Source organism: Nocardia mangyaensis (genome assembly GCF_001886715.1).
In the GTDB taxonomy this organism is placed as follows: domain Bacteria; phylum Actinomycetota; class Actinomycetes; order Mycobacteriales; family Mycobacteriaceae; genus Nocardia; species Nocardia mangyaensis.
In genome coordinates, this window is sequence record NZ_CP018082.1 from 6,718,181 (window position 1) to 6,739,388 (window position 21,208).

Consider the following 21,208-nt stretch of genomic DNA (forward strand, 5'->3'; position numbering starts at 1 on the left):
GCACGCCATGCCCGTGAGTCCTGAGCACCGCGAGTTCGACCTGACCCTGTTCGGCGCCACGGGCTTCGTCGGCAAACTCACCGCCGAGTACCTGCTCACCGCCGCGCCGGCGGGCGCGCGGATCGCGCTGGCCGGTCGCTCGGCCGACAAGCTCGCCGCCGTGCGCGCCGAGCTGGGCCCGGCCGCGGCGAACTGGGAACTGGTCGTGGCCGATTCGACCGACCAGCCCTCCCTGGTCGCGCTGGCCGAGCGGACGAAGGTCGTGGTCACCACGGTCGGCCCGTACCTGCGCTACGGCCTGCCGCTGCTGGGCGCGTGCGCCGCCGCGGGCACCCACTACGCCGATCTCACCGGTGAGCCGCTGTTCATCCACGACGCCATCGAGCAGTTCGAGCAGTCCGCGATCGACTCCGGCGCCAAGATCGTGAATTCCTGTGGCTACGACTCGATTCCGTCGGATCTGAGCGTCTACGAGATCTATCGCGCGACCGTCGCCGACGACACCGGCGAGCTCGAGGACACCACCCTCGTCGCCTACCTCAAGGGCGGCATGAGCGGCGGCACCATCGATTCCGGTCGGGCCATGATGGAGGACGTCGCCAGCGATTCCACGCGCGGCAAGATCCTGGCCCACCCGTACTCGCTGAGCCCGGACCGCTCGATGGAGCCCGAGGTGGGCCGCCAGTCCGATCAGGCGCTCTCACGCGCCGAGAACATCGATCCCAGCCTCGACGGCTGGGTCACCACCTTCATCATGGCCTCGCACAACACCAAGGTCGTGCGCCGCTCCAACGGCCTGCTCGGCTGGGCCTACGGCAAGCAGTTCCGCTACCGCGAGGTGATGAACGCGGGCCGCTCGACCGCCGCACCGCTGGTCGCCGCGGGGATCGCGGGCGGCATCGTGGCCGGCATGGCCTCGGGTGCGGTGCTGTCGCGGGTGTCGCTCGGTCGCAAGCTGCTCGACCGGATCCTGCCCAAGCCCGGCACCGGCCCCAGCGAAAAGGCCCGTCGCAGTGGCTGGTTCACCATGAGGACCTTCGCCCGCACCAGCTCCGGCGCCAAGTATCAGGCCACGTTCTCGGGCACCGGTGACCCCGGCTACCAGGCCACCGCGGTGCTGCTCGGCCAGAGCGGGCTGTCACTGGCTTTCGACGAACTCCCCCAGCGCGCGGGCATTCTCACCCCCGCCACCGCGATGGGCGAGGCGCTCACCGAGCGGCTGCGCGGCGCGGGCATGACCATCGAGGTCACCCGGCAGTGAATCTCGCCCGCAAGACCATGAACGCCCCCGCGTTGGCCGCCGTGTACGAACACGCCTGGCGGCCGACGCTGTTCTACCTGGCCAGCGGACGCACCACCGGTGACGACCGCCGCGACGCGGTCGACACCCTGCGCCTCGACGGCGAACAGAAGGTGCTCGACCTCGCTTGCGGCCCCGGCAATTTCACCCGCCACCTCAGCGACCACCTCACCGGCGACGGCTACGTCACTGGTCTGGACTACTCCGAACCCATGCTGGCCAAGGCCGCCGCCGACAACTCCGGCCCCCGCGTCGGCTACGTCCGCGGCGACGCTCGCACCCTGCCCTTCGCCGACGGAACCTTCGACGCCGTCTGCTGTTTCGGCGCCCTCTACCTGATCCCCGACCCGATCACCGCCACCCGGGAGATGATCCGCGTCCTCGCCCCCGGCGGCCGCATCGCCATCACCACCAGCTACCGCGACGACAACCTCTTCGGTCGGGCCACCACCCTCGCCGCGAGCATCAGTGGCCTGCGCCTGTTCGACCGCGACACCTTCCCGCGGTTGTTCGCCGAGTCCGGGCTCACCGAGATTCACCAGCGCGTGCACCGATTCATGCAGTACGTCGACGCCACGAAAGCGTGATCACGCTGCTGTCGGGCGCGGCCTGGCGGGTGCGGCGATAGCCGGGCGGTAGCGTTTCGCGGCATGGACGCGGTGAACTCGGTGGTCGTCGATATCAACGACGTGTTGTGGAGCTGGTTGCTGATTCCGCTGGTGATCGGCGCCGGACTGTACTTCACGGTGCGCAGTGGGGTCGTGCAGTTGCGGATGATCCCGGAGATGTTCCGGGCGGTCGCCGAGAAGGGCCCGGTCGCCGCTGACGGGAAGCGCTCGGTCTCGGCGTTCGGTGCGTTCAGCATCTCGGCGGCGGCGCGGGTCGGCACCGGCAACATCGCCGGCGTCGCCACCGCGATCAGTGTGGGCGGACCGGGCGCGGTGTTCTGGATGTGGGCGATGGCCACCCTCGGCGCGGCCTCGGCATTCGTGGAATCGACGCTCGCCCAGCTGTACAAGCGGCCCGAGCACGAGCCGGGCACCTTCCGCGGCGGACCCGCCTACTACATGGAACACGGCCTGCGGCGACGCTGGCAGGGCATGATCTTCGCGGTCATCATCACGGTGACCTTCGGTTTCGTGTTCAACGCGGTGCAGTCGAACACCATCGTGGCCACCGGCCGAGCCACCCTGTCGGCGCTGGACGGCGACTGGTTCGCCCCGCTGATCGGGCTGTGCCTGAGTACCCTGCTCGGCCTGGTGATCTTCGGTGGGGTCCGCCGGATCAGCCACATCACCGAGGTACTCGTCCCGGTGATGGCGATGGTGTATCTGCTGCTCGGTATCGCGGTGGTAGCGCTCAACATCGGCGACCTGCCCCGGGTGGTGGCCGATATCGTGGGCGGGGCGTTCGGGCTGCGCGAGGTGGTCGGCGGCGGGATCGGCGTCGCCATCGCGCAGGGCATCCGTCGCGGCATGTTCTCCAACGAGGCCGGTCTCGGCTCCTCACCGAACGCCGCCGCGGCCGCCGATGTCTCCCATCCGGTCAAGCAGGGGCTGGTGCAGTCGCTCGGCGTCTACTTCGACACCCTGCTCATCTGCTCGATCACCGCGTTCATCATCTTGACCAGCCACCCCGATCTGTCCGAGCGGCGCGGCGCCGACCTCACCCAGAGCGCGCTCCAGGCCACGCTGGGCACGTGGGCCGGCCACGTCCTCACCGCGGTCGTGTTCATGCTCGCCTTCAGCTCGATGATCGGAAACTTCTACTACGGCCGAACCAATATCGAGTTCATCACCGACAAGCCGCAGGTGCTCACCGCGTTCCGGGTTCTGGTGCTGCTGGCCGTCTTCGGCGGCGCGCTCGGTTCGGTGAGCCTGGTCTGGAACCTGGCCGACGTGTTCATGGGTGTGATGGCGCTGGTCAACCTGACCGCGATCATCCCGCTCGGCGTCATCGCGTTCCGGCTGCTCGCCGACTATCGCGCGCAGCGCAAGGCCGGCGTCGATCCGGTGTACGTGCACCGCCCCGAGATCGCCGACCCCGCCGGGGTAGCCTGCTGGCAGACAACGATTGCGTCGAGCTTGCCGACCGACCGCCCGCAGTAGTGGTAGGCATGGGAAATGGCGAAACACTGGGCCGAGCCCGCTGTCACCGCGCTGCGCGCGAACGGTCAGCGGGTGGCCGATCTCGACACCTCCAGCACTCCCGGCTTCACCGGCGGCAAGCGGGAGGGCAAGGAACTGCTCGCCGAACGCGCCACGGTGCTCTCGGACCTGCAGGAGAAGCTGTTCGCCCACGGGCGCACCGGAGGCACCCGCAGTGTGCTGTTGGTGTTGCAGGGCATGGACACCGCGGGCAAGGGCGGCATCGTGCGCCACGTCATCGGTTCGGTCGACCCGCAGGGTGTCGATCACGCGTCCTTCGGCGTGCCGACCCCGGAGGAACTGCAACACGACTTCCTGTGGCGCATCCGCAAGCGGCTGCCCGCGCACGGCCAGATCGGCGTGTTCGACCGGTCGCATTACGAGGACGTGCTGGTGGTGCGGGTGCACGAACTGGTGCCCCAGCGGGAGTGGGAACCCCGCTACGACCTGATCAACGAGTTCGAACGCGAGGTCAGCGAGAACGGGACGATGATCATCAAGGTCGCCATGTTCGTCTCGCTCGAGGAACAGAAGCGCAGGCTGCGCGAGCGCCTCGAGCGCCCCGACAAGTACTGGAAGTTCAACCCCTCCGACATCTCCGAACGCGCCTACTGGCCCGAGTACCAGAAAGCCTACGAGACGCTCCTTGACCGCACGAACACCGATTACGCGCCCTGGTACGTGCTGCCCGCCGACAACAAGTGGTACTCGCGCCTCGCGGTCACCGAGCTGTTGATCGACGCGCTGACAGGTCTGAATCTGGACTGGCCGCCCGCCGATTTCGACGTCGCCGAGCAGTTGCGCAGGCTCGACGAGTCCTGACGGCGATCTTTTTCGGAAACTCTCAGGTTCGGCCCGCATGATGTCTCCGGTGGGGAGACGACGAACGAAAGGCGTGAGACGACGGTGAGCACCGGGAAGAACCCGCTGGCCAAAGCCGAGGCGGCCGACAAGAAGCGCAAGATCGCGATCCAGGTCGGTGTCACCGCGGTACTGGTGGCGCTGGTCGCCGCGATCGGCATCGGCATCGCGATGAACAGGTCGTCCGAGCCCGAGGTCAGCGCGGAGATCACGCCTCCCGTCGAGACACAGTTGTCGCCGGTCGGCGGCGCGGTCACCGAGACCGGCACCGTGCGGGTCGGCAACCCGGACGCGCCGGTGCAGGTCCGCGTCGTCGCCGATATGCAGTGCCCGGCCTGCCAGCAGTTCGAGACCGCCAATGGCGCCGCGCTCGCCGAGGCGACCGCCAACGGGACCGCGGTGGTCGAGTACCAGGTCATCTCGTTCCTCGACCGGGCCTCGAGCAACCAGTACTCCTCGCGGGCCGCGAACGCCTCCTTCTGCGTGGCGCAGTCCGGTACGGACAACTACCAGGACTGGCTGCAGTCGATGTTCGAGCGCCAGTCGGGCGAGGGCGGTGCGGGGCTGTCCAACGAGGAGCTGGTCCAGATCGCGAACGACGCCGGGTACACCGATCCGGCCGTCACCACCTGCATCGTCGACCGGCCCTACCACGACTACGTCATGGCGGTCACCCAGGAGACCATGGCCGGTGGCGTCGAGTCGACCCCGTCGGTGTTCGTCAACGGCGAGCTGAACCAGACCGACGCGCTCTTCACTCCGAACGGCCTGGCGTCCGTGATCGCTGACGCGGCCAAGTGATCACCGCCTCCGCCCGCTCGGCCTGGCTGCTGTTGATCGCCGGGCTGGCGGGTTGGTTGGCGTCGTTCACCCTCACCGTCGAACGGTTCAAGCTGTTCGTCGACCCCGACTACGTGACCTCGTGCAGCATCAACTCGGTGCTCTCGTGTGGCTCGATCATGACGACCGACCAGGCCGCGGTATTCGGGTTCCCCAATCCGCTGATCGGTGTCGTCGGCTTCTCGGTCGTCGTGACGCTGGCAGTACTCGCCGTGGTCGCGGTCGGTTTCCCGCGCTGGGTCTGGGGCGGGTTGTGGCTGGGCACGGTGCTCGGGATGGCCGGGCTGTGCTGGCTGATCTTCCAGAGCCTGTACCGGATCAACGCGCTGTGCCCGTACTGCATGGTGGTGTGGGCGGCGGTGCCGGTGCTGTTCGCGGTGACCACCCAGGAGACCTGGGGTCGCGCGCGCGGGGTGATGGGCATCCTGGCCGAATGGCGCTGGACCCTGGTCGTGGTGTTCTACGCGGTGGTGCTGCTGCTGGTGTTCCTGAAGTTCCAGGACTACTGGCTGAGCCTGGTCTAACTGGGCGTTCCCCAGCCGAGCACCACCTCGACCGTGCGGGTGGTGCCGTCGGGCGCGATGACGTCGAGCAGGACGACATCGGCGGGTTTGCGGACATTGATCGCCGACCTCAACGCCTTGGCGGTGGTGATCGCCCGCCCGTCGACGGCGGTGATGATGTCACCGGTACCGATCCCGGCGGCCCGCGCGGGTTGTCCGTAGAAGGCCCAGTTCACCTGGGCGCCCGCCGGCTCGGCGTCGACGATCTGCACACCGAGGGTGGCGGTCGGGCCGATGTGCACGCTCTCGGTCGGTGTGCCCGACCGGATCTGCTCGACGATCCGCACAGCGGTGTCGATCGGCACCGCGTAGCCATTGGCCGGTTTCGTCTGGTGCTCGGTCCGGCCGCGCTCCCCCGACGCGGCCGTGATCACCCCGACGACCGCGCCGGTGGCGTCGACCAGCGCGCCACCGGACTGCCCGCCGACCACCGGCGCGGCGATCTCCACCATGCCGTGCAGCGCCTTGCGGGTCAGGTCGGCGGAATTCATCGCGATGATGGTCGCGTTCAGGCCGGTGATCGGTCCGGCGACCGAGTCGGGCGCGCCACCGTCACCGCCCGCGTCGCCGATGGCCAGCACCTCCTGCCGGATCCGCAGGTCGGCGGAGGTGCCGAGCCGGGCGGTCGCCAGGCCCGAGGCGCCGGTCAACGACAGCAGCGCGATGTCAGCGGCCGAGTCGTACCCGAGGACCGTCGCGTTGTAGGCCAGTCCGTTGCCGATGCCGGTCACTGTCAGCACCTCGGCGCCCTTGATCACGTGATGGCTGGTCAGGACCTGCCCGTCCGCGGTGAGCACGATCCCCGATCCGGCCGCGCCGATGCCCAACGGCGAGGACTCGACCGAGATGTTGACCAGCGCGGGCCGCACCTGATCGGCGACCAGCACCGGATCCAACGGCACCGGCGCCGGTTGCTCCGCGGTCGCGACGAACTCCGCCGCCGGGCCCGAGCCGAAAAACCCCACCTCACCGCGGTAACCGAGGAACGCGCACACGCCGAGCCCCGCGACGAGCAGCGTCACCAGCACCCGACCCACACGATGCACGCGCACGTCCTCTCTCCCGAGCCGACGGTTCCATTGTCACCCGATTTCCCGGTCCGCCGGTCTCGATCCGGAACCGGTGGGTTGGCAAACCTCGCATGCGGCTGTAGGCATGTATCCATGAGCACCGCAGCCGCCTACGCCATGTCCGCCCCGGACGGATCCTTCGAGAAGGTCACGGTCGAACGCCGCGCACTCGGGCCCGACGATGTCCTGATCGACATCAAGTACACCGGCATCTGCCACTCCGACATCCACACCGCCCGCGACGAATGGGGTGGTGCGCAGTACCCGTGCGTGCCCGGTCACGAGATCGCGGGCATCGTCGCGGCCGTCGGTCCGGAGGTGCGCAAATATCAGGTCGGTGACCGGGTCGGCGTCGGCTGCCTGGTGAACTCCTGTGGCAAGTGTGAACCGTGTCTGGCCGGCGAGGAGCAGTACTGCGCCACCGGCGCGACCTGGACCTACAACTCCCCCGTCGCGGAGTCGGTGCAGCCCGGCGGGTACACCATCGGCGGCTACTCCACCCAGATCGTGGTGGGTGAGAGCTTCGTCGTCGCCATTCCCGAGGGGATCGGCCTCGATGTCGCCGCGCCGCTGCTGTGCGCGGGGATCACGCTGTATTCGCCGCTGCGGCACTGGAACGCCGGGCCGGGCAAGAAGGTCGCGATCATCGGCATGGGCGGGCTGGGCCACGTCGGGGTGAAGATCGCCGCGGCGCTGGGTGCCGAGGTCACCGTGCTCAGCCAATCGCTACGCAAGCGCGACGACGGCCTGCGGATGGGCGCCTCCCACTACTACGCCACCAGCGACCGGGAGACCTTCCGTCAGCTGCGCGGCCGGTTCGACCTGATCATCAACACCGTCTCCGCCGACCTCCCGATCGACCACTACCTGCGCCTGCTCGCCCTCGACGGCACCCTGGTCATCCTCGGCCTGCCCGAGAACCCGATGCGCGTCACCGGCCGCCACCTCGCCGCCTACCGCCGCTCACTGGCCGGTTCGATGATCGGCGGCATCGCCCAGACCCAAGAGATGCTGAACTTCTGCGCCTCCCACGGCATCGGCGCCGAGATCGAACTCATCTCCGCCGACGAGATCGATTCCGCCTACGAACGCGTCGTGGCCAGCGACGTCCAGTACCGCTTCGTGATCGATACTGTGTCTATTTGAGCGCTGGCGCGCTCGAGTTCGCGCCCCCGGCGGTCCCGCCGATCAGGTGCCGTGGCTTGCTCCTTCGTCGCCTACGCCACGGCACCTGATCGGCGGGACGGGCGCGAACCGCCGACTGCGTCGGCGATCCCTCCTCGGGGTCGGGATGTGCGGGGCCGGTTTGTTGGAGCGGTGGCGGGTTCGGGGTTCGCGTTCCTGAGCGGTCCTGTCGATCGGGCACCGTTGCTTGCTCCTTCGTCGCGTACGCACCGGCGCCTGATCGGCGGGACGGGCGCGAACCGCCGACTGCGTCGGCGATCCCTCCTCGGGGTCGGGATGTGCGGGGCCGGTTTGTTGGAGCGCTGACGGGCTCGGGGTTTGTGGCACTGTCGGTCCCGTCGTACGGGGACCGGAAGGGGCCGTGCGGATTCGGGGAGTAGTCACCGGTTGGTGACCCTGCGGGGTTTGCCTGTGCTCCAGATGTGTTCGGGCCGTGCGTGCCGCACGGCCGGGTCGCCGCCGGATCGGTACCGTGACGACGTGGCCGACGACGACGAAAAACCCTCCAGCCCCGCCACACCGGCGCCGGTCGGCGCGGCGGGGCTGCTGCCGCCGAGTTGGTCGGTGCGGCAACCGCCGCGGTGGTTGCCGAGGGCACTGCTGTACGCCGCGCTGACCATCGCCGGGCTGATCGCCGCCTTCTGGGTGCTGGGCAAGATGCAGGGTCTGCTGACCGTGCTGATGGTTTCGCTGTTCCTGGCGTTCGCGATCGAACCTGCGGTGAACTGGCTTGCCGCGCGCGGGGTTCGGCGCGGTGCGGGCACCGGCGCGGTGTTCCTGCTGGTGCTGGTGGTGATCGTGGCGTTCGTCTGGACGCTGGGCGCGCTGCTGGTCAATCAGGTGACCATGCTGGTGACGAACGCGCCGGACTATGTCCAGGACCTGGTCGACTGGATCAACGCCACCTTCAACCAGGATCTGTCCGGTGACGACCTGACTCACTACGCCACCGAGTGGAGTTCCACGATCGAGGGGTATCTGGTCGGGCTGGCCGGAAATGTCTGGGGCATCGGCACTGTCGCGATCGGCGCGATATTCCAGATGCTCGGAGTGCTGCTGTTCACCTTCTATTTCGCCGCCGACGGGCCACGATTCCGTACCTGGGTGTGCTCGCTGCTACCGCCGAAGCAGCAGAAGCACGTGCTGCGGGCCTGGGACATCGCGGTGGAGAAGACCGGCGGCTACATCTACTCACGCGCCCTGCTGGCCCTGTGCTCGACGATCGCCCACTACGTGGCGCTGCGGGTGCTCGACGTGCCATCGGCGTTCGCGCTGGCCCTGTGGGTCGGCGTCGTCTCCCAGTTCATCCCCACCGTCGGCACCTACCTGGCCGGGGCGCTCCCGGTCCTGGTCGCCCTGGTCAACGACCCGATCACCGCGCTGTGGATTCTGCTGTTCATCGTGGCCTACCAGCAGTTCGAGAACTACGTCCTGCAACCACGAATCACCGCGACCACCCTCGACATGCACCCGGCGGTGGCCTTCGGGGCGGTGATCGCCGGTGCCGCGCTACTCGGACCCACGGGCGCCCTGCTGGCCATTCCCGTCACCGCCACCCTGCAGGGTTTCGCCGCCGCCTACGTTCGCCGCTACGAGGTCACCGAGGACACACCGGTCCGGCCGAGGAAGAAGCGCGGGCAATCCAAGCCCGAACCCGCCGAATCGGACGAAGAGTGAGCATCGGCGTGCCGACCGCCTGACCGTCCTGCTCGCAGTACCGGCATCGCCGCCGTCGACCGTCCATGGCCGGTCGACCCGTACCTCATTTCACCCTCGACGGATGATGCGCACCCCGGCGCTCCCGCCGAGGCTGGTCCCCATGACGAACCCGCCCGTATCCGAACTCGCCGCGCAGTCCTACCTGTACGGGTTCCCGCTCGTGTTCAACCTCGATTCCATCGATCGATTCGTCCGCGAAGGTGTCGGTTCGAGCCCGGCGACGCCGTACAACAGCTTCTCCCACGCTCGCGTCCTCGCCGACGCGAGCGCGACGTTCGTCTCGGTCAACAACGACACCGTGTACTCGATCGCGCCGGTCGACCTCTCGGTCGGTCCGGTCACCCTCCATGTGCCGCCCACCGAGGACCGGTACTACGTCATGCAGTTCATCGACGCCTGGACCGACAACTTCGCCTACGTCGGCACCCGGGCCACCGGCAACCGCGAGGGCGACTATCTGCTGGTACCGCCGGGCTGGCAAGGCACGACCCCGGACGCCACGACGCTCATCCGATTCCCGACCACCGTCGGGGTGATCGTCGGCCGGTGGGCCTGTGCCGACGAGGCCGATCTCGCCGCCGTGCACGCGTTGCAGGACGCGACGACCTTGACCGCTCTCGACCGAGCGGCGCAGCCCGTCGGCCTTCCGTCGCCGGACCCGGCCGTCGCCGCGGACCTGATGTTCCTCGAGAAGCTGCGGGTCTGGTCGCAGGCGTTTCCGCCGGCGCCGCGTGATCGCGCACTCGAGGAATCGTTCGCCCCGATCGGCGTCACGACCGCGGGTAACTCCCCGTACCTCGATCTCGACCCGGATCGAGCCTCCGCCCTGCGGTCCGGGCTCGGTGAGGGCCAGGAAGAACTGACGACGGCGATGCGGGGCGGGGCGGGCGTCGTGGGCGAGGTCTGGCAGTTGATGCTGCACACCTTCGACTACAACCTCGACTACTTCGAGGTCGGCGCGCTCGACGACGAGAAGTTCAAGATCGCCGACCCCACGCAGCGAATCGTGGCGCGCGCCGTCGCGGCGAAAGCCGGGCTCTGGGGCAACCACGCCTACGAGGCCGCCTACGCGATGATCTACGTCGACAGCACCGGTGCGCAGTTGAACGGCGCGAACACCTACACCTTGCGCCTGGACCCCACCCCGCCGGTCGACGCGTTCTGGTCGGTCACCATGTATTCGATGCCGGACTTCTATCTGTGCGCCAACCCGATCGACCGCTACTCGATCGGTGACCGCACGCCCGGCCTCGTCTACGACGAGAACGGCGCGCTCACCATCACCATCAGCCACGTCGAACCCAGCGACCCCAAAGCCCGCGCGAACTGGCTTCCGGCCCCGGACGGAGACTTCCGCCCCTGCATGCGCATGTACGCGCCCCAGCCCCCGGTCATCGACCAGACCTACGTCCTGCCCCAGATCAACAGAACCTGAGCCGGCAGAACCGGGCGCGCCGGTTTCGCGTCTACTCCGCCGAGGCCGCTTCGGCTTCGGCAGCCAGTGCCCGCCGACGCACTCGGCGCGCGGCGGCGACCATGTTGCGCAGTGACGGCTCGAGCTGCCAGTAGTGGCGGGTCTTGAGGCCGCCATCCGGGTTGGCCCACAGACGTTGCGGGGTCACGGCGTTGGCGGCCTGGGTGAGGAGCTCGTCGAACTCGTCGATGTCGGGGATGCGGGCCGAGCGGCTCTCGTAGACACCGGGGCCGACGCCGTGGCTGAGACCGTGGCCGCTCGCGACGTCCTCGGTGAGCGCCTCGATGACCCACTCGATCGAGCGGGTCGCCACGATCGCGGTGACATCGGCATCGAGCTGATCGATCGCGTCGACCACCTCGGTGCGACCGGAGTAGCCGATGTGGGTGTGGATCTGGGTGTCGGCGCGCACACCGGAGGTGGCCAGCTTGAACGCGGCGACCGCCCAGCGCAGGTACTCCTCGCGTCCGTGCGGACGCGAGGGCAGCAGCTCGCGGATGGCGGGTTCGTCGACCTGGATGATCGCGATACCGGCCTTCTCCAGGTCGACCACCTCGTCGCGGATGGCCAGCGCCACCTGGTCGGCGGTCTCGTAGAGCGGCTGGTCCTGGCGCACGAAGGAGCGGGCCAGCATGGTGACCGGTCCGGTGACCATGCCCTTCACCGGCCGGTCGGTCAGCGACTGCGCGTAGCTGGTCCACTCGACCGACATCGGCGCCGGACGCGAGACATCGCCGTAGACGACCGGCGGTCGCACACAGCGTGATCCGTACACCTGCACCCAGCCGAAGCGGGTGGTGGCGAAGCCGTCGAGCTGCTCGGCGAAGTACTGGATCATGTCGTTGCGCTCGTGCTCACCGTGCACGAACACATCGAGGCCGATGTCCTCCTGCAGCCGGATCGTCGCCTCGATCTCGGCCTCGACCAGTTTGCGGTAGTCCTGCTCGGACAGCCGCCCCGAGGCCACCTCGTGACGGGCCTGCCGCAGCTTGCCGCTCTGCGGGAACGAACCCAGCGTGGTGGCGGGCACCACCGGCAGGTTCAGCCGTTCCTGCTGCGCGGCACGGCGCACCACGTACGGTTCGCGTTCACGCATGTCCGGGGTCACCGCGTACACCCGCTGCCGCACCGCGTGCTTCTGCTTGAAGTGCACCTCGGTGGGCCGCTTGCGCCAGTTCTCCGACGGGCCCTCGGTGAGCGCCTTGGCCAGCGAGACCACCTCGCCCACCTTCTGCTTGGCGAAGGCGAGCCGGTCGGCGACATTGCCCTCGATGTCGTACTCGGCGAGCACGTCATAGGGCACGTGCAACAGCGTGGTGCCGGTGGACACGACCAGGTCGGGGCAGACCTCGGCGATCGAGTTGAGGTAGTTCAACGTCACGTAGCGGTCGGCGCGCCAGACATTGGTGCCGCTGATGACACCGGCGTAGATCCGCTTGCGCTTGATCCCCGGGATCGCGGCCAGCTCCTCCGGCGTCATCCGGTAGGCGGACAGATCCAGCCCGATCGCCTCGACATTGCTCGCGGCCAGGATCCGCAGCGCCTCACCGAAATCGCCGTACTGCCCGGTGACCAGGATGCGCGGACGCAGCGGCGCCTTCGACAGCGTCTGGTAGGCCTTCTCGAACGCGGCCAGTTCGGCGGGCGAGCGCTCACCGGTGAAGCAGGGCTCGTCGAGCTGGACACAGGTCGAGCCGCGCTTGGCCAGCAGCTCGAACAGCTCCTCGTAGAACGGCAGCAGCTGGTCGAGCAGGCTCAGCGTGTCGAACTCGGCCTCGCCGGGCACGTGCCCCGCCTTCGACAGCAGCAGCAGCGACACCGGACCCAGCACCACCGGACGCAGTTCGATCCCGCGCTCCATCGCCCGGTCCCACTCGTCGAGCAGGGCCTCGGGATGCAGCGAGAACGTGGTGTCGGCGTCGAGTTCGGGCTGGCGGTAGTGGTAGTTGGTGCCGAAGAAGCGCACCAGCTCCAGCGGCGGCAGATCCGGGTTGCCGCGCGCCATCAGGAAGTAGAAGTCCAGCGGGTCCAGACCCTCCTGGTACTCGGCGAACCGTGACGGGACCGCGCCGAAGAGCAGCGCGTTGTCGAGCACGTGGTCGTAGAAGGAGAAGGTGTTGCCGGGAACCTGGGTGAGTCCGGTCGCGGCCAGCTCGTTGAACTGACGCTCCTGGATGTCGCGGCCGACCGCGAGCAGCTCCTCGCGCTCGAGCGATCCGCGCCAATACGCCTCGAGCGCACGCTTGAGCTCGCGGTGCGGACCGACTCTCGGATAGCCGAGAACACTCGACCCGAATCCATCGGTGACGTTGACCATGACCGGGACATCCCTTCCATCACCTGCTCGGGACCAACCAGTGCCAGTGGTCCACCGAGCAACGCTGCGCTCGCGATAATTCAGCCGCCCCGAATCCCCGGACCGGCACTATGCAGCTTAGGCGCTGACCTCGACACGCTCACCCAACCCCGCACGACCGGGACCGGCAGGGCCGCGAACCGCGAGCGCCAGCGCTCCATCAAGCCCAACCCCGGAAGACCCGACCTCGAGAAGACAGGGCCGCGAACTCCGAGGGCGCCACCGTTGCAACAAACCCAGCCCCGCACGACCCGACCTCGAGGAGGGTCCGCCGACGAAGTCGGCGGTTCGCGCCCGTCCCGCCGATCAGGCGCCGTGGCGTAGGCGACGAAGGAGCAAGCCACGGTGCCTGATCGGCGGGACCGCCGGGGGCGCGAACTCGAGCGCGCCAGCGCTCCAACTAGTACTGGTAGAAACCAGCGCCCGTCTTCTTGCCGAGCAGGCCGGCTTCGACCATGCGCATCAGCAGCGGCGGCGCCGAGTACAGCGGCTCCTTGAACTCCGAGTACATCGAGTCCGCGATCGACTTCACCGTATCGAGCCCGACCAGGTCGGTCAGCGCCAGCGGGCCCATCGGGTGAGCACAGCCGAGCACCATGGCCTTGTCGACGTCTTCCTTGGTGGCGAAGCCCGACTCGACCATCCGGATGGCCGAGAGCAGGTACGGCACCAGCAGCGCGTTGACCACGAAACCGGAGCGGTCGGCCGAACGAACGACCTGCTTGCCCAGGATGTCGGCGGCGAACTGCTCGGCACGCTTGGCGACCGGCTCGCTGGTCTTGAGCGTGGTGACCAGCTCGACCAGCGGCAGCACCGGCACCGGGTTGAAGAAGTGCAGGCCCACCACGCGCTCGGGGTTCGCGGTGGCGACGGCGATCTTCATGATCGGGATGGATGAGGTGTTGGAGGCGAGCACAGCGTCGGGGTCGGTGACGACCTTGTCCAGCTCGCTGAAGATGCCGGTCTTGACCTCTTCGTTCTCGACAACGGCCTCGACCACCAGCTGACGGTCGGCGAAGTCGCTGAGATCGGAGGTGAAGCGCAGCCGCCAGGCGGCCTGCTCCCGCTCGCGCTCGGTGATCTTGCCGCTGCTCACGCCACGATCCAGCGAGCGCAGGATGCGCGCGCGGCCCGCAGCGGCGAGTTCACGGGTGGTCTCGTAGACGAGGACGTCGACGTGCGCGCGTGCGCACACTTCGGCGATACCAGCGCCCATCTGTCCCGCGCCGATGATTCCGACGCGCTGGATCTTCTCGCTGCTGCTCACGTCCCGCTCCTGTATCTATTAGCGGCTGGCGCCGCGGATTTCGGCCCTGTAACCCGCGGGTTTCGGCCCACAGTATAGGGATGCCCTCCCCCGTCGGGGCTGATCGACGGGGGAGGGCGTACACCCCTACTTTTGTAGAGGAAATCCGTTGCTGGTCAAAGCAACTCAGTGAAACTGACCCTCTTCGGTGGAGCCCTTCAGGGCCGCCGTCGAGGTGTTCGGGTCCACGGTGGTGGCGATGGTGTCGAAGTAGCCGGCACCGACCTCACGCTGGTGCTTGATGGCGGTGAAGCCACGCTCGGCGGCAGCCTTGAACTCGCGCTCCTGCAGGTCGACGAACGCGGTCATGCCCTCGCGAGCGTAGCCGTGCGCCAGGTCGAACATGCCGTAGTTGAGCGAGTGGAAGCCGGCCAGGGTGATGAACTGGAACTTGAAGCCCATCGCGCCGAGCTCACGCTGGAACTTCGCGATGGTCGCGTCGTCCAGGTGCGCCTTCCAGTTGAACGAAGGCGAGCAGTTGTAGGCCAGCAGCTGGTCCGGGAACTCGCTGCGCACCGACTCGGCGAACTTGCGCGCGACCTCGAGATCCGGCACGCCGGTCTCCATCCAGATGAGGTCGGCGTAGGGGGCGTAGGCCTTGGCACGCGCGATGCAGGGCTCGATGCCGTTCTTCACACCGAAGAAGCCCTCGGCGGTACGGGTGCCGTCCAGGAACTCACGGTCACGCTCGTCCACGTCGGTGGTGAGCAGGGTGGCGGCCTCGGCGTCGGTGCGGGCGATGATCACCGACGGCACGTCGGCGACGTCGGCCGCGAGACGCGCGGAGGTCAGGGTGCGGATGTGCTGCTGGGTGGGGATCAGCACCTTGCCACCGAGGTGGCCGCACTTCTTCTCCGAGGCCAGCTGGTCCTCCCAGTGGACACCGGCGGCACCGGCGGCGATCATCGCCTTCTGCAGCTCGTAGGCGTTCAGCGCGCCACCGAAGCCGGCCTCGGCGTCGGCCACGATCGGGGCCAGCCAGTTCTTGACGGAGTCGTCGCCCTCGACCTTGGAGATCTCGTCGGCGCGCAGCAGCGCGTTGTTGATGCGACGGACCACCGACGGGACCGAGTTCGCCGGGTACAGCGACTGGTCGGGGTAGGTGTGGCCGGACAGGTTCGCGTCACCGGCGACCTGCCAGCCCGACAGGTAGATGGCCTTCAGACCGGCGCGGACCTGCTGCACGGCCTGGTTGCCGGTGAGGGCACCGAGGGAGTTGATGTAGTCCTCGTTGTTGACGAGGTCCCAGAGGATCTCGGCACCACGGCGCGCGAGGGTGTGCTCCTCGACAACGTTGCCCTGCAGCTTGGTGACCTGCTCGGCGGTGTAGTTGCGGGTAATACCCTTCCAACGCGGGTTGGTGTCCCAATCCTGCTGGATTTCCGCAGCGGTCTTCGGGGTGCCGGGGATCGACATCTCTGACTCCACTTCCTCGGTGTGGTCGGTGCTCCGCGCCGCGCGGCCAGTGAAACATCCGGCGTCTGAACGCCTTCGGTTGCACGGCTCGTACTGCTGGAGCAATTTGCAGGCTTGCTAGGACTAGCTAGGGCCCAAGGGGTGTACTTCCACACGATGGCACACCAGGAAATAGCCGTCTACCTGTTGCTTGTGTGAATCTCAGCTAGGTTTGCCGCCGCGTTTGCTAACTTTGCGAAATTTGCGGGCTAATTGCAAGCACCGAATCTACCGACGGGTAGTGCTGACCAGGAGTTTCAGCATAACGCTCGTACTGTTAGAGATCACCGGCCGGACCGGCACCGACCCGGCCAACCCTTCCACTCTGTGAGTCGTTTCACACACCACGCGGGGGAGCAATGGTGTGCGTGTCGTCACCGCCGGGCGGGCGCGCCGCGTGCTGGACAGGCGTGCGCCCAGACGAGAAGGTGACCGCATGAGGATTACGAGGATCGCGGCGTCGAAGCTCGCCATGACCGTGGTCGCCGCGACGGTCACGATGACCCTGCTGCCCGCCACCGTGGCGACCGCACAGCCCGAAGCCGGCAGCGTCGTCGGCGTCGAAGCGCTCTCGGCCGCGGCGACCCTGCCCGGCTCGGCGCGCGCCGAGCGCCTGCTCTACCGATCGACGACCGTGGGCGATCAGCCGACCACCACCAGCGCGGCCGTGTACTTCCCGCCCGGCGCGGCGCCCGAGGGCGGCTGGCCGGTGATCGCGTGGGCACACGGCACCGTCGGCCTCGGCGACGACTGCGCCTACAGCGTGGCCGGTCCCGGCGCGGTCGAACGGGACTGGGCCTACCTGAGCACCTGGCTGCGGCAGGGATACGCGATCGTCGCCGCCGACTACGCGGGCCTCGGCGGCCCCGGCGAGCACCCCTACCTCAACGGCATCGTCGAGGCACACAACGTGGTCGACGCCGTGCGCGCCGCCACCGACCGCTACACCGACCTGTCCACCAAGTGGGTCGTGGTCGGCCAGTCCCAGGGCGGCGGCGCCGCGGTGTTCACCGCCCGCTACGCCACCGAGTTCGGCGGCCCCGACCTCGACTACCGCGGCGCGGTCGGCACCGGCGTCCCCGCCTACATCGAAGACGTCCTGCAACTACTCGGCCCCGGCATGCCCCCCATCGCCCTGAGTTCCCACCTGTCCGCCTACGTGCTCTACATCCTCAACGGCCTGCGCACCACCTTCCCCGACCTCGACATCGAGGGTCTGCTCACCGACTCCGGCCGCACCTGGCTCGACCGCGCGCAAACCACCTGCATCGGCCCCCTCGGCGACGAACTGTCCGACGCCAAGCCCTCCCTCGGCAGCATGTTCGCCCGCCCGCTGTCCTCGATCCCCAACCTCCACGGCCTGCTCTCGAGCTACATGGGTCTCCCCGAATCCGGCTACGACCGCCCCCTCTTCCTCGGCCAGGGCCTGCGCGACACCGACGTCGTCACCCCCGAAACCCTCCGCTTCGCCGCTGTTCTCGTAGCGAACGGTGAGCCGGTCACCGTCCGCACCTACCCCACCGACCACAACGCCGCCGTCAACGCCTCCCTGGTCGACTCCCTCCCCTTCGTCCAGTCCCTCTTCGCCTGACCCCCGCGGCGCACTCCCCGATCCGTCCCCGTCGAGGGAGTGCGCCGTCCGATTCGGCGCCACCACCGGTCGCGAGATAGCTTGTCGCTATGGCTGATTCGGCGCCCAAGCCCCATGACGCGTTCTTCCGGCACATGCTCCGCCGTCCCGCCGACGCCGCCTCCCAGCTACGCCCAATGCTTCCGGCGGAAATCGCCGACCGCCTCGACTGGGCCAACTTGGAACCGCAGTCCGGCAGCTTCGTCTCCAAACACCTGCGCGCCACCTACAGCGACCTGCTCTTCCGTACCCGTCTCGACGGGTGCGACGCCTACCTGTACCTCCTACTGGAGCACCAGTCACGCACCGACCGGTTCATGGCGCTGCGCATGCTCGACTACCTCGTTGCGATCTGGACCCACTACCTGCGCGACCACCCCAAAGCCACCACCTTGCCGCCGATCGTTCCGCTGGTGGTGCACGCCAGCACCCGCCAGGAAGCCTGGGACGCCCCCGTGGAGGTGGCCGACCTGATCGGCATCGACCCCGCCGCCCGCGCTGCACTCGGACCACACCTGCCGCGGTTGCAGGTCGCCGTGCTGACGTACATCGTGAGTGTCGGCGACACTCCATCCGCCGACCTGCAACCCTTCATCGATCAACTGGGACCAGAGGCGAAGGAGGCCTTCGTGACCACTGCCGAACAACTCCGCGCCGAAGGCGAGGCGCGTGGCGAGGCCCGCGGACGTTCCGCGATGCTCCGCGAGATCCTCGTCGAGCAGCTGACCTTGAAATTCGGCCCGCTCACCGCCGAGATCACCTCCCGTGTGCACAGCGCTGAGCAGGAACAACTCCGCGAATGGTCCGCTCGCATCCTGACCGCCGCCAGCCTGGACGACATGCGCATCCGCTGATCGCGCGCACTCTCCAATGTTGGAGTGCAGAACATTTCACCATCGACGATGGCGCTGAACGCCTCGTGTACCAACCGGATCGGCCGGGTAGGGTCAGGCGTATGAGGGGAATTAGATCCATCGTTCTCGCTGCTGCCGTCCTGGCGTTCGCCCCGGCGTTCGCACACGCCGACCCGCCGCCGATCTTCACCCAGGAAGAACAGTGCGAGACGACGCGCGACCTGGTGAACAACATTCGCGCCGCGAAACCCGACGCGACGCCGGAAGAGATCGCCGACGCCTTCGTCAACTACATGGATTCCCTCGGCGCCTACAACCGCGTCCCCCAGGCCAAGGAATCCGACCGCCAGATCACCTTGGCCAACATCGAACGCTGTGGCCTGGCCTGATCACGCCCGGAGCAGGCGCCGAGTTGCGTGAGTCGCCCACACCGACCTTCCTGAAGTCTTCGGCTACCACCAGCTAGTATCGCCGACTATGAGCAGCCCTTGGGGGGGACGGCCAGTCGTTGACTGTGGTCCCGGAGAAAGTTCGCGAAGTCGGTAGCTACGTGTACGGGGCTCGCCCGGTGTCACCGCCGACACCTACGTCCGACAAGACGAAACCAACTCCACCCTGCTGAACACCTTCAGCCTCGACCTACCGGGCGCCTGATGGCGACCGACTTCAACGTAGACCTCGACCACCTCGAACAGATCGTCTCCAAACTCACCGGACTGTCCGGGTTCATCAGCGACCATCTCGATGAAATCGACGGCAAGGTGGCAAGTTTGACAGGTACCGGCTGGGAAAGCATCGCCGCAGAGGCATATCAGGTCGCGCACCAGCAATGGGCAGCTGGCGCACGCGAATTCGTCGAGGGCATCCGGGAGATCAGCGATGCCACTCAGGCGGCACACGGACGGTACACCGCCGCTGTCCAGCTGAACCGGCGCATGCTGCAAGGCGGATGACGTCGTGTACGTCGACTGGGTCTCCTACCACGACGCCGCGAAGAAGTGCCATGATCTGGCCGCCGAACTACGTGCAGCGGACAAACCCGTACACACCGCAGTGAAACAGATCGGCGCGGGCATGGCAGGAGACGCTCCGGGCTGCGTGGAGTGGGCCGAGCGTACGACGACGTCGCGCAACGGACCCTCCAGTCCTGCACCAATCTCGCCGACGCTCTGACCAACTTCGGCAACGTCCTCTACGCCGCTGGATACAACTACGGAACCAGCAACAACAGCGATCCCGCGCCGCCACAACCGACCATCGCCGCACTGTCCGAGTACAAAGTCACGATCCCCTCGGCGACGACGGCCACGGCCGGAATCGGAGTCCAGAAGGACAGCGAAGGCGACTTCTTCGACCAATTGTCGACAGCATCGCCAGCGAGTTCAACAAGCTGCCGAACGCGAACATCGACGCGCTCGCTGAGGTGTCGCGAGCATGGTCGACATTCGCTGCGAGCGATGCGCTCTCCGGCGCCAAGGCCAGAATCACAACCATCTCGCAGATGTTCGACGGCCTCGACGAAATCGAGAACCGTGCACTGATCCAGCAACACCTCGATACGATCAGCGCTTCTGCCGACACCATCGTCCTCGCCGCCGTCGGATTCATCTTCTCCATGGGAGGGTCGGCAGCGATCGCGGCGGCCCGGGTTGGGGTCCTGGTTGTCAGCGCGGTGTCGAAAATCCGAACGACGCTGAACTCACAAAAGCTTCTGAAGATCCTCGGTTTCACCGCAGCATTCGGCGGAGCAGTCGGAGCCATCACCGCTTTCGAGGAGGTGCCCGACACACAAAAGGTAGCCCTAGCCCTCGCCGAGATCATCGCTATGAAAGTACTGATAGACGAGGGTGCAGAAGATCGATTTCAATAATGTCCCCGGCGTCCCAGTGAAGCGCTGGCACATCTAACATCGACCACGAAAGGATGGAGCCGAACGCCATGAAGTATCTTGGAATGGAGTTCATGAACTTTCGCGACTACAATTTCGGAGCAGGTGGTTCCCACGGTTTTCGATGGGTGGACGTGCGAACGTTCACCATCGACGATGATCCCAGCGACGACCGTCGTATCTTGGCCGGGATCATCGCAAGTGTCGAGTACAGAGACGATTATGTTGGCGGCGGCGTTGATCCGAGCGGCACACGTCATGGGCCGTACTGGATCTCCAGCATTTCAGCCGATGTCTTCCGATCTGTGGATCCGACGACAGCCACTGCTGTCGTCGAGCAGTGGCTGCAGAAGTGCGGGATACTTCCCGAGACGCTGCAACGCGATCTGCACGACTCCGCTTACCGGGCCATCAAGGCCAGCGATTCCTGCTACGAGCTGAACGAGCTGGGAAAATCCGCGATCAATGACTACGGAAACATCCACACGGAGTTCCACGAACTGGTGGCCATCGATCGGTCAGCACAGAAGGTTGCGTTGATCGTCTTGTCGGACGACTGA

19 protein-coding genes are annotated in these 21,208 nt (G+C 67.3%); 15 read left to right on the forward strand and 4 right to left on the reverse strand.

Annotated features, from left to right (window positions below; genetic code table 11):
- The first annotated feature begins 7 nt into the window (after positions 1-7).
- The 6 genes from BOX37_RS30430 to BOX37_RS30455 all read left to right on the forward strand — a co-directional run bounded on the left by BOX37_RS30430 (position 8) and on the right by BOX37_RS30455 (position 5,672).
- Entirely contained in the window at positions 8-1,261 is a 1,254-nt protein-coding gene (locus tag BOX37_RS30430) for a saccharopine dehydrogenase family protein (RefSeq protein WP_071930607.1), read from the forward strand.
- Positions 1,258-1,887, forward strand: a complete 630-nt coding sequence (locus BOX37_RS30435; RefSeq protein ID WP_071930608.1) for a class I SAM-dependent methyltransferase — start codon at positions 1,258-1,260, stop codon at positions 1,885-1,887. Before BOX37_RS30430 ends, BOX37_RS30435 begins: the two co-directional genes overlap by 4 nt.
- Before the next feature lie 63 nt (positions 1,888-1,950).
- Positions 1,951-3,408, forward strand: a complete 1,458-nt coding sequence (locus tag BOX37_RS30440; RefSeq protein ID WP_071930609.1) for an alanine/glycine:cation symporter family protein — start codon at positions 1,951-1,953, stop codon at positions 3,406-3,408.
- Between the two features lie 15 nt (positions 3,409-3,423).
- A complete protein-coding gene (locus tag BOX37_RS30445; RefSeq protein ID WP_071930610.1) occupies positions 3,424-4,269 on the forward strand; it encodes a polyphosphate kinase 2 family protein in 846 nt (281 codons plus the stop codon).
- 84 nt (positions 4,270-4,353) lie between these two features.
- Complete coding sequence (locus BOX37_RS30450; RefSeq protein ID WP_071930611.1) at positions 4,354-5,109, forward strand: DsbA family protein; 756 nt, start codon at positions 4,354-4,356, stop codon at positions 5,107-5,109.
- Entirely contained in the window at positions 5,106-5,672 is a 567-nt protein-coding gene (locus tag BOX37_RS30455; protein WP_071930612.1) for a vitamin K epoxide reductase family protein, read from the forward strand. The genes BOX37_RS30450 and BOX37_RS30455 overlap by 4 nt, the downstream gene beginning before the upstream one ends.
- Here the strand turns inward: BOX37_RS30455 and BOX37_RS30460 are convergent.
- Positions 5,669-6,757, reverse strand: coding sequence for a S1C family serine protease (locus BOX37_RS30460; protein ID WP_240505113.1), 1,089 nt, complete (start codon positions 6,755-6,757; stop codon positions 5,669-5,671). The two genes, BOX37_RS30455 and BOX37_RS30460, sit on opposite strands and share 4 nt — an antisense overlap.
- 117 nt (positions 6,758-6,874) lie before the next feature.
- Between BOX37_RS30460 and BOX37_RS30465 the strand changes: the two genes are divergently transcribed.
- The 3 genes from BOX37_RS30465 to BOX37_RS30475 all read left to right on the forward strand — a co-directional run bounded on the left by BOX37_RS30465 (position 6,875) and on the right by BOX37_RS30475 (position 11,120).
- Positions 6,875-7,927: an NAD(P)-dependent alcohol dehydrogenase gene (locus BOX37_RS30465; RefSeq protein WP_071930614.1), complete on the forward strand. Its 1,053-nt coding sequence runs from the start codon at positions 6,875-6,877 to the stop codon at positions 7,925-7,927.
- Positions 7,928-8,446: 519 nt separating this feature from the next.
- Positions 8,447-9,643: an AI-2E family transporter gene (locus BOX37_RS30470; RefSeq protein ID WP_071930615.1), complete on the forward strand. Its 1,197-nt coding sequence runs from the start codon at positions 8,447-8,449 to the stop codon at positions 9,641-9,643.
- 142 nt (positions 9,644-9,785) lie between these two features.
- Positions 9,786-11,120: a DUF1254 domain-containing protein gene (locus BOX37_RS30475; protein ID WP_071932016.1), complete on the forward strand. Its 1,335-nt coding sequence runs from the start codon at positions 9,786-9,788 to the stop codon at positions 11,118-11,120.
- Positions 11,121-11,151: 31 nt separating this feature from the next.
- Here BOX37_RS30475 and metE read toward each other — a convergent pair whose 3' ends face one another.
- The 3 genes from metE to aceA all read right to left on the reverse strand — a co-directional run bounded on the left by metE (position 11,152) and on the right by aceA (position 16,237).
- Positions 11,152-13,476 carry a 5-methyltetrahydropteroyltriglutamate--homocysteine S-methyltransferase gene (gene metE, locus BOX37_RS30480; RefSeq protein ID WP_071930616.1) on the reverse strand — a complete coding sequence of 775 codons (2,325 nt, stop codon included), beginning with the start codon at positions 13,474-13,476 and terminating at the stop codon, positions 11,152-11,154.
- A 439-nt stretch (positions 13,477-13,915) separates the two neighbouring features.
- Complete coding sequence (locus tag BOX37_RS30485; RefSeq protein WP_276207224.1) at positions 13,916-14,782, reverse strand: 3-hydroxybutyryl-CoA dehydrogenase; 867 nt, start codon at positions 14,780-14,782, stop codon at positions 13,916-13,918.
- Between the two features lie 165 nt (positions 14,783-14,947).
- Positions 14,948-16,237, reverse strand: a complete 1,290-nt coding sequence (gene aceA / locus BOX37_RS30490; RefSeq protein ID WP_071930617.1) for an isocitrate lyase — start codon at positions 16,235-16,237, stop codon at positions 14,948-14,950.
- Between the two features lie 475 nt (positions 16,238-16,712).
- Here aceA and BOX37_RS30495 point away from each other — a divergent pair, with 475 nt between their 5' ends.
- The 6 genes from BOX37_RS30495 (at position 16,713) to BOX37_RS30520 (ending at position 21,208) form a co-directional block, all read left to right on the forward strand.
- A complete protein-coding gene (locus tag BOX37_RS30495) occupies positions 16,713-17,867 on the forward strand; it encodes a lipase family protein (RefSeq protein ID WP_071930618.1) in 1,155 nt (384 codons plus the stop codon).
- A gap of 89 nt (positions 17,868-17,956) precedes the next feature.
- Positions 17,957-18,760 carry an Rpn family recombination-promoting nuclease/putative transposase gene (locus BOX37_RS30500; protein ID WP_071930619.1) on the forward strand — a complete coding sequence of 268 codons (804 nt, stop codon included), beginning with the start codon at positions 17,957-17,959 and terminating at the stop codon, positions 18,758-18,760.
- A 101-nt stretch (positions 18,761-18,861) separates the two neighbouring features.
- Entirely contained in the window at positions 18,862-19,149 is a 288-nt protein-coding gene (locus BOX37_RS30505; protein ID WP_071930620.1) for a hypothetical protein, read from the forward strand.
- Between the two features lie 264 nt (positions 19,150-19,413).
- Entirely contained in the window at positions 19,414-19,713 is a 300-nt protein-coding gene (locus BOX37_RS30510; RefSeq protein WP_071930621.1) for a WXG100 family type VII secretion target, read from the forward strand.
- A gap of 548 nt (positions 19,714-20,261) precedes the next feature.
- Positions 20,262-20,630: a hypothetical protein gene (locus BOX37_RS30515; protein WP_156910632.1), complete on the forward strand. Its 369-nt coding sequence runs from the start codon at positions 20,262-20,264 to the stop codon at positions 20,628-20,630.
- A 53-nt stretch (positions 20,631-20,683) separates the two neighbouring features.
- The gene (locus tag BOX37_RS30520) at positions 20,684-21,208 is read left to right on the forward strand and encodes a hypothetical protein (protein ID WP_167660012.1); all 525 of its coding nucleotides are present in this window, start codon (positions 20,684-20,686) and stop codon (positions 21,206-21,208) included.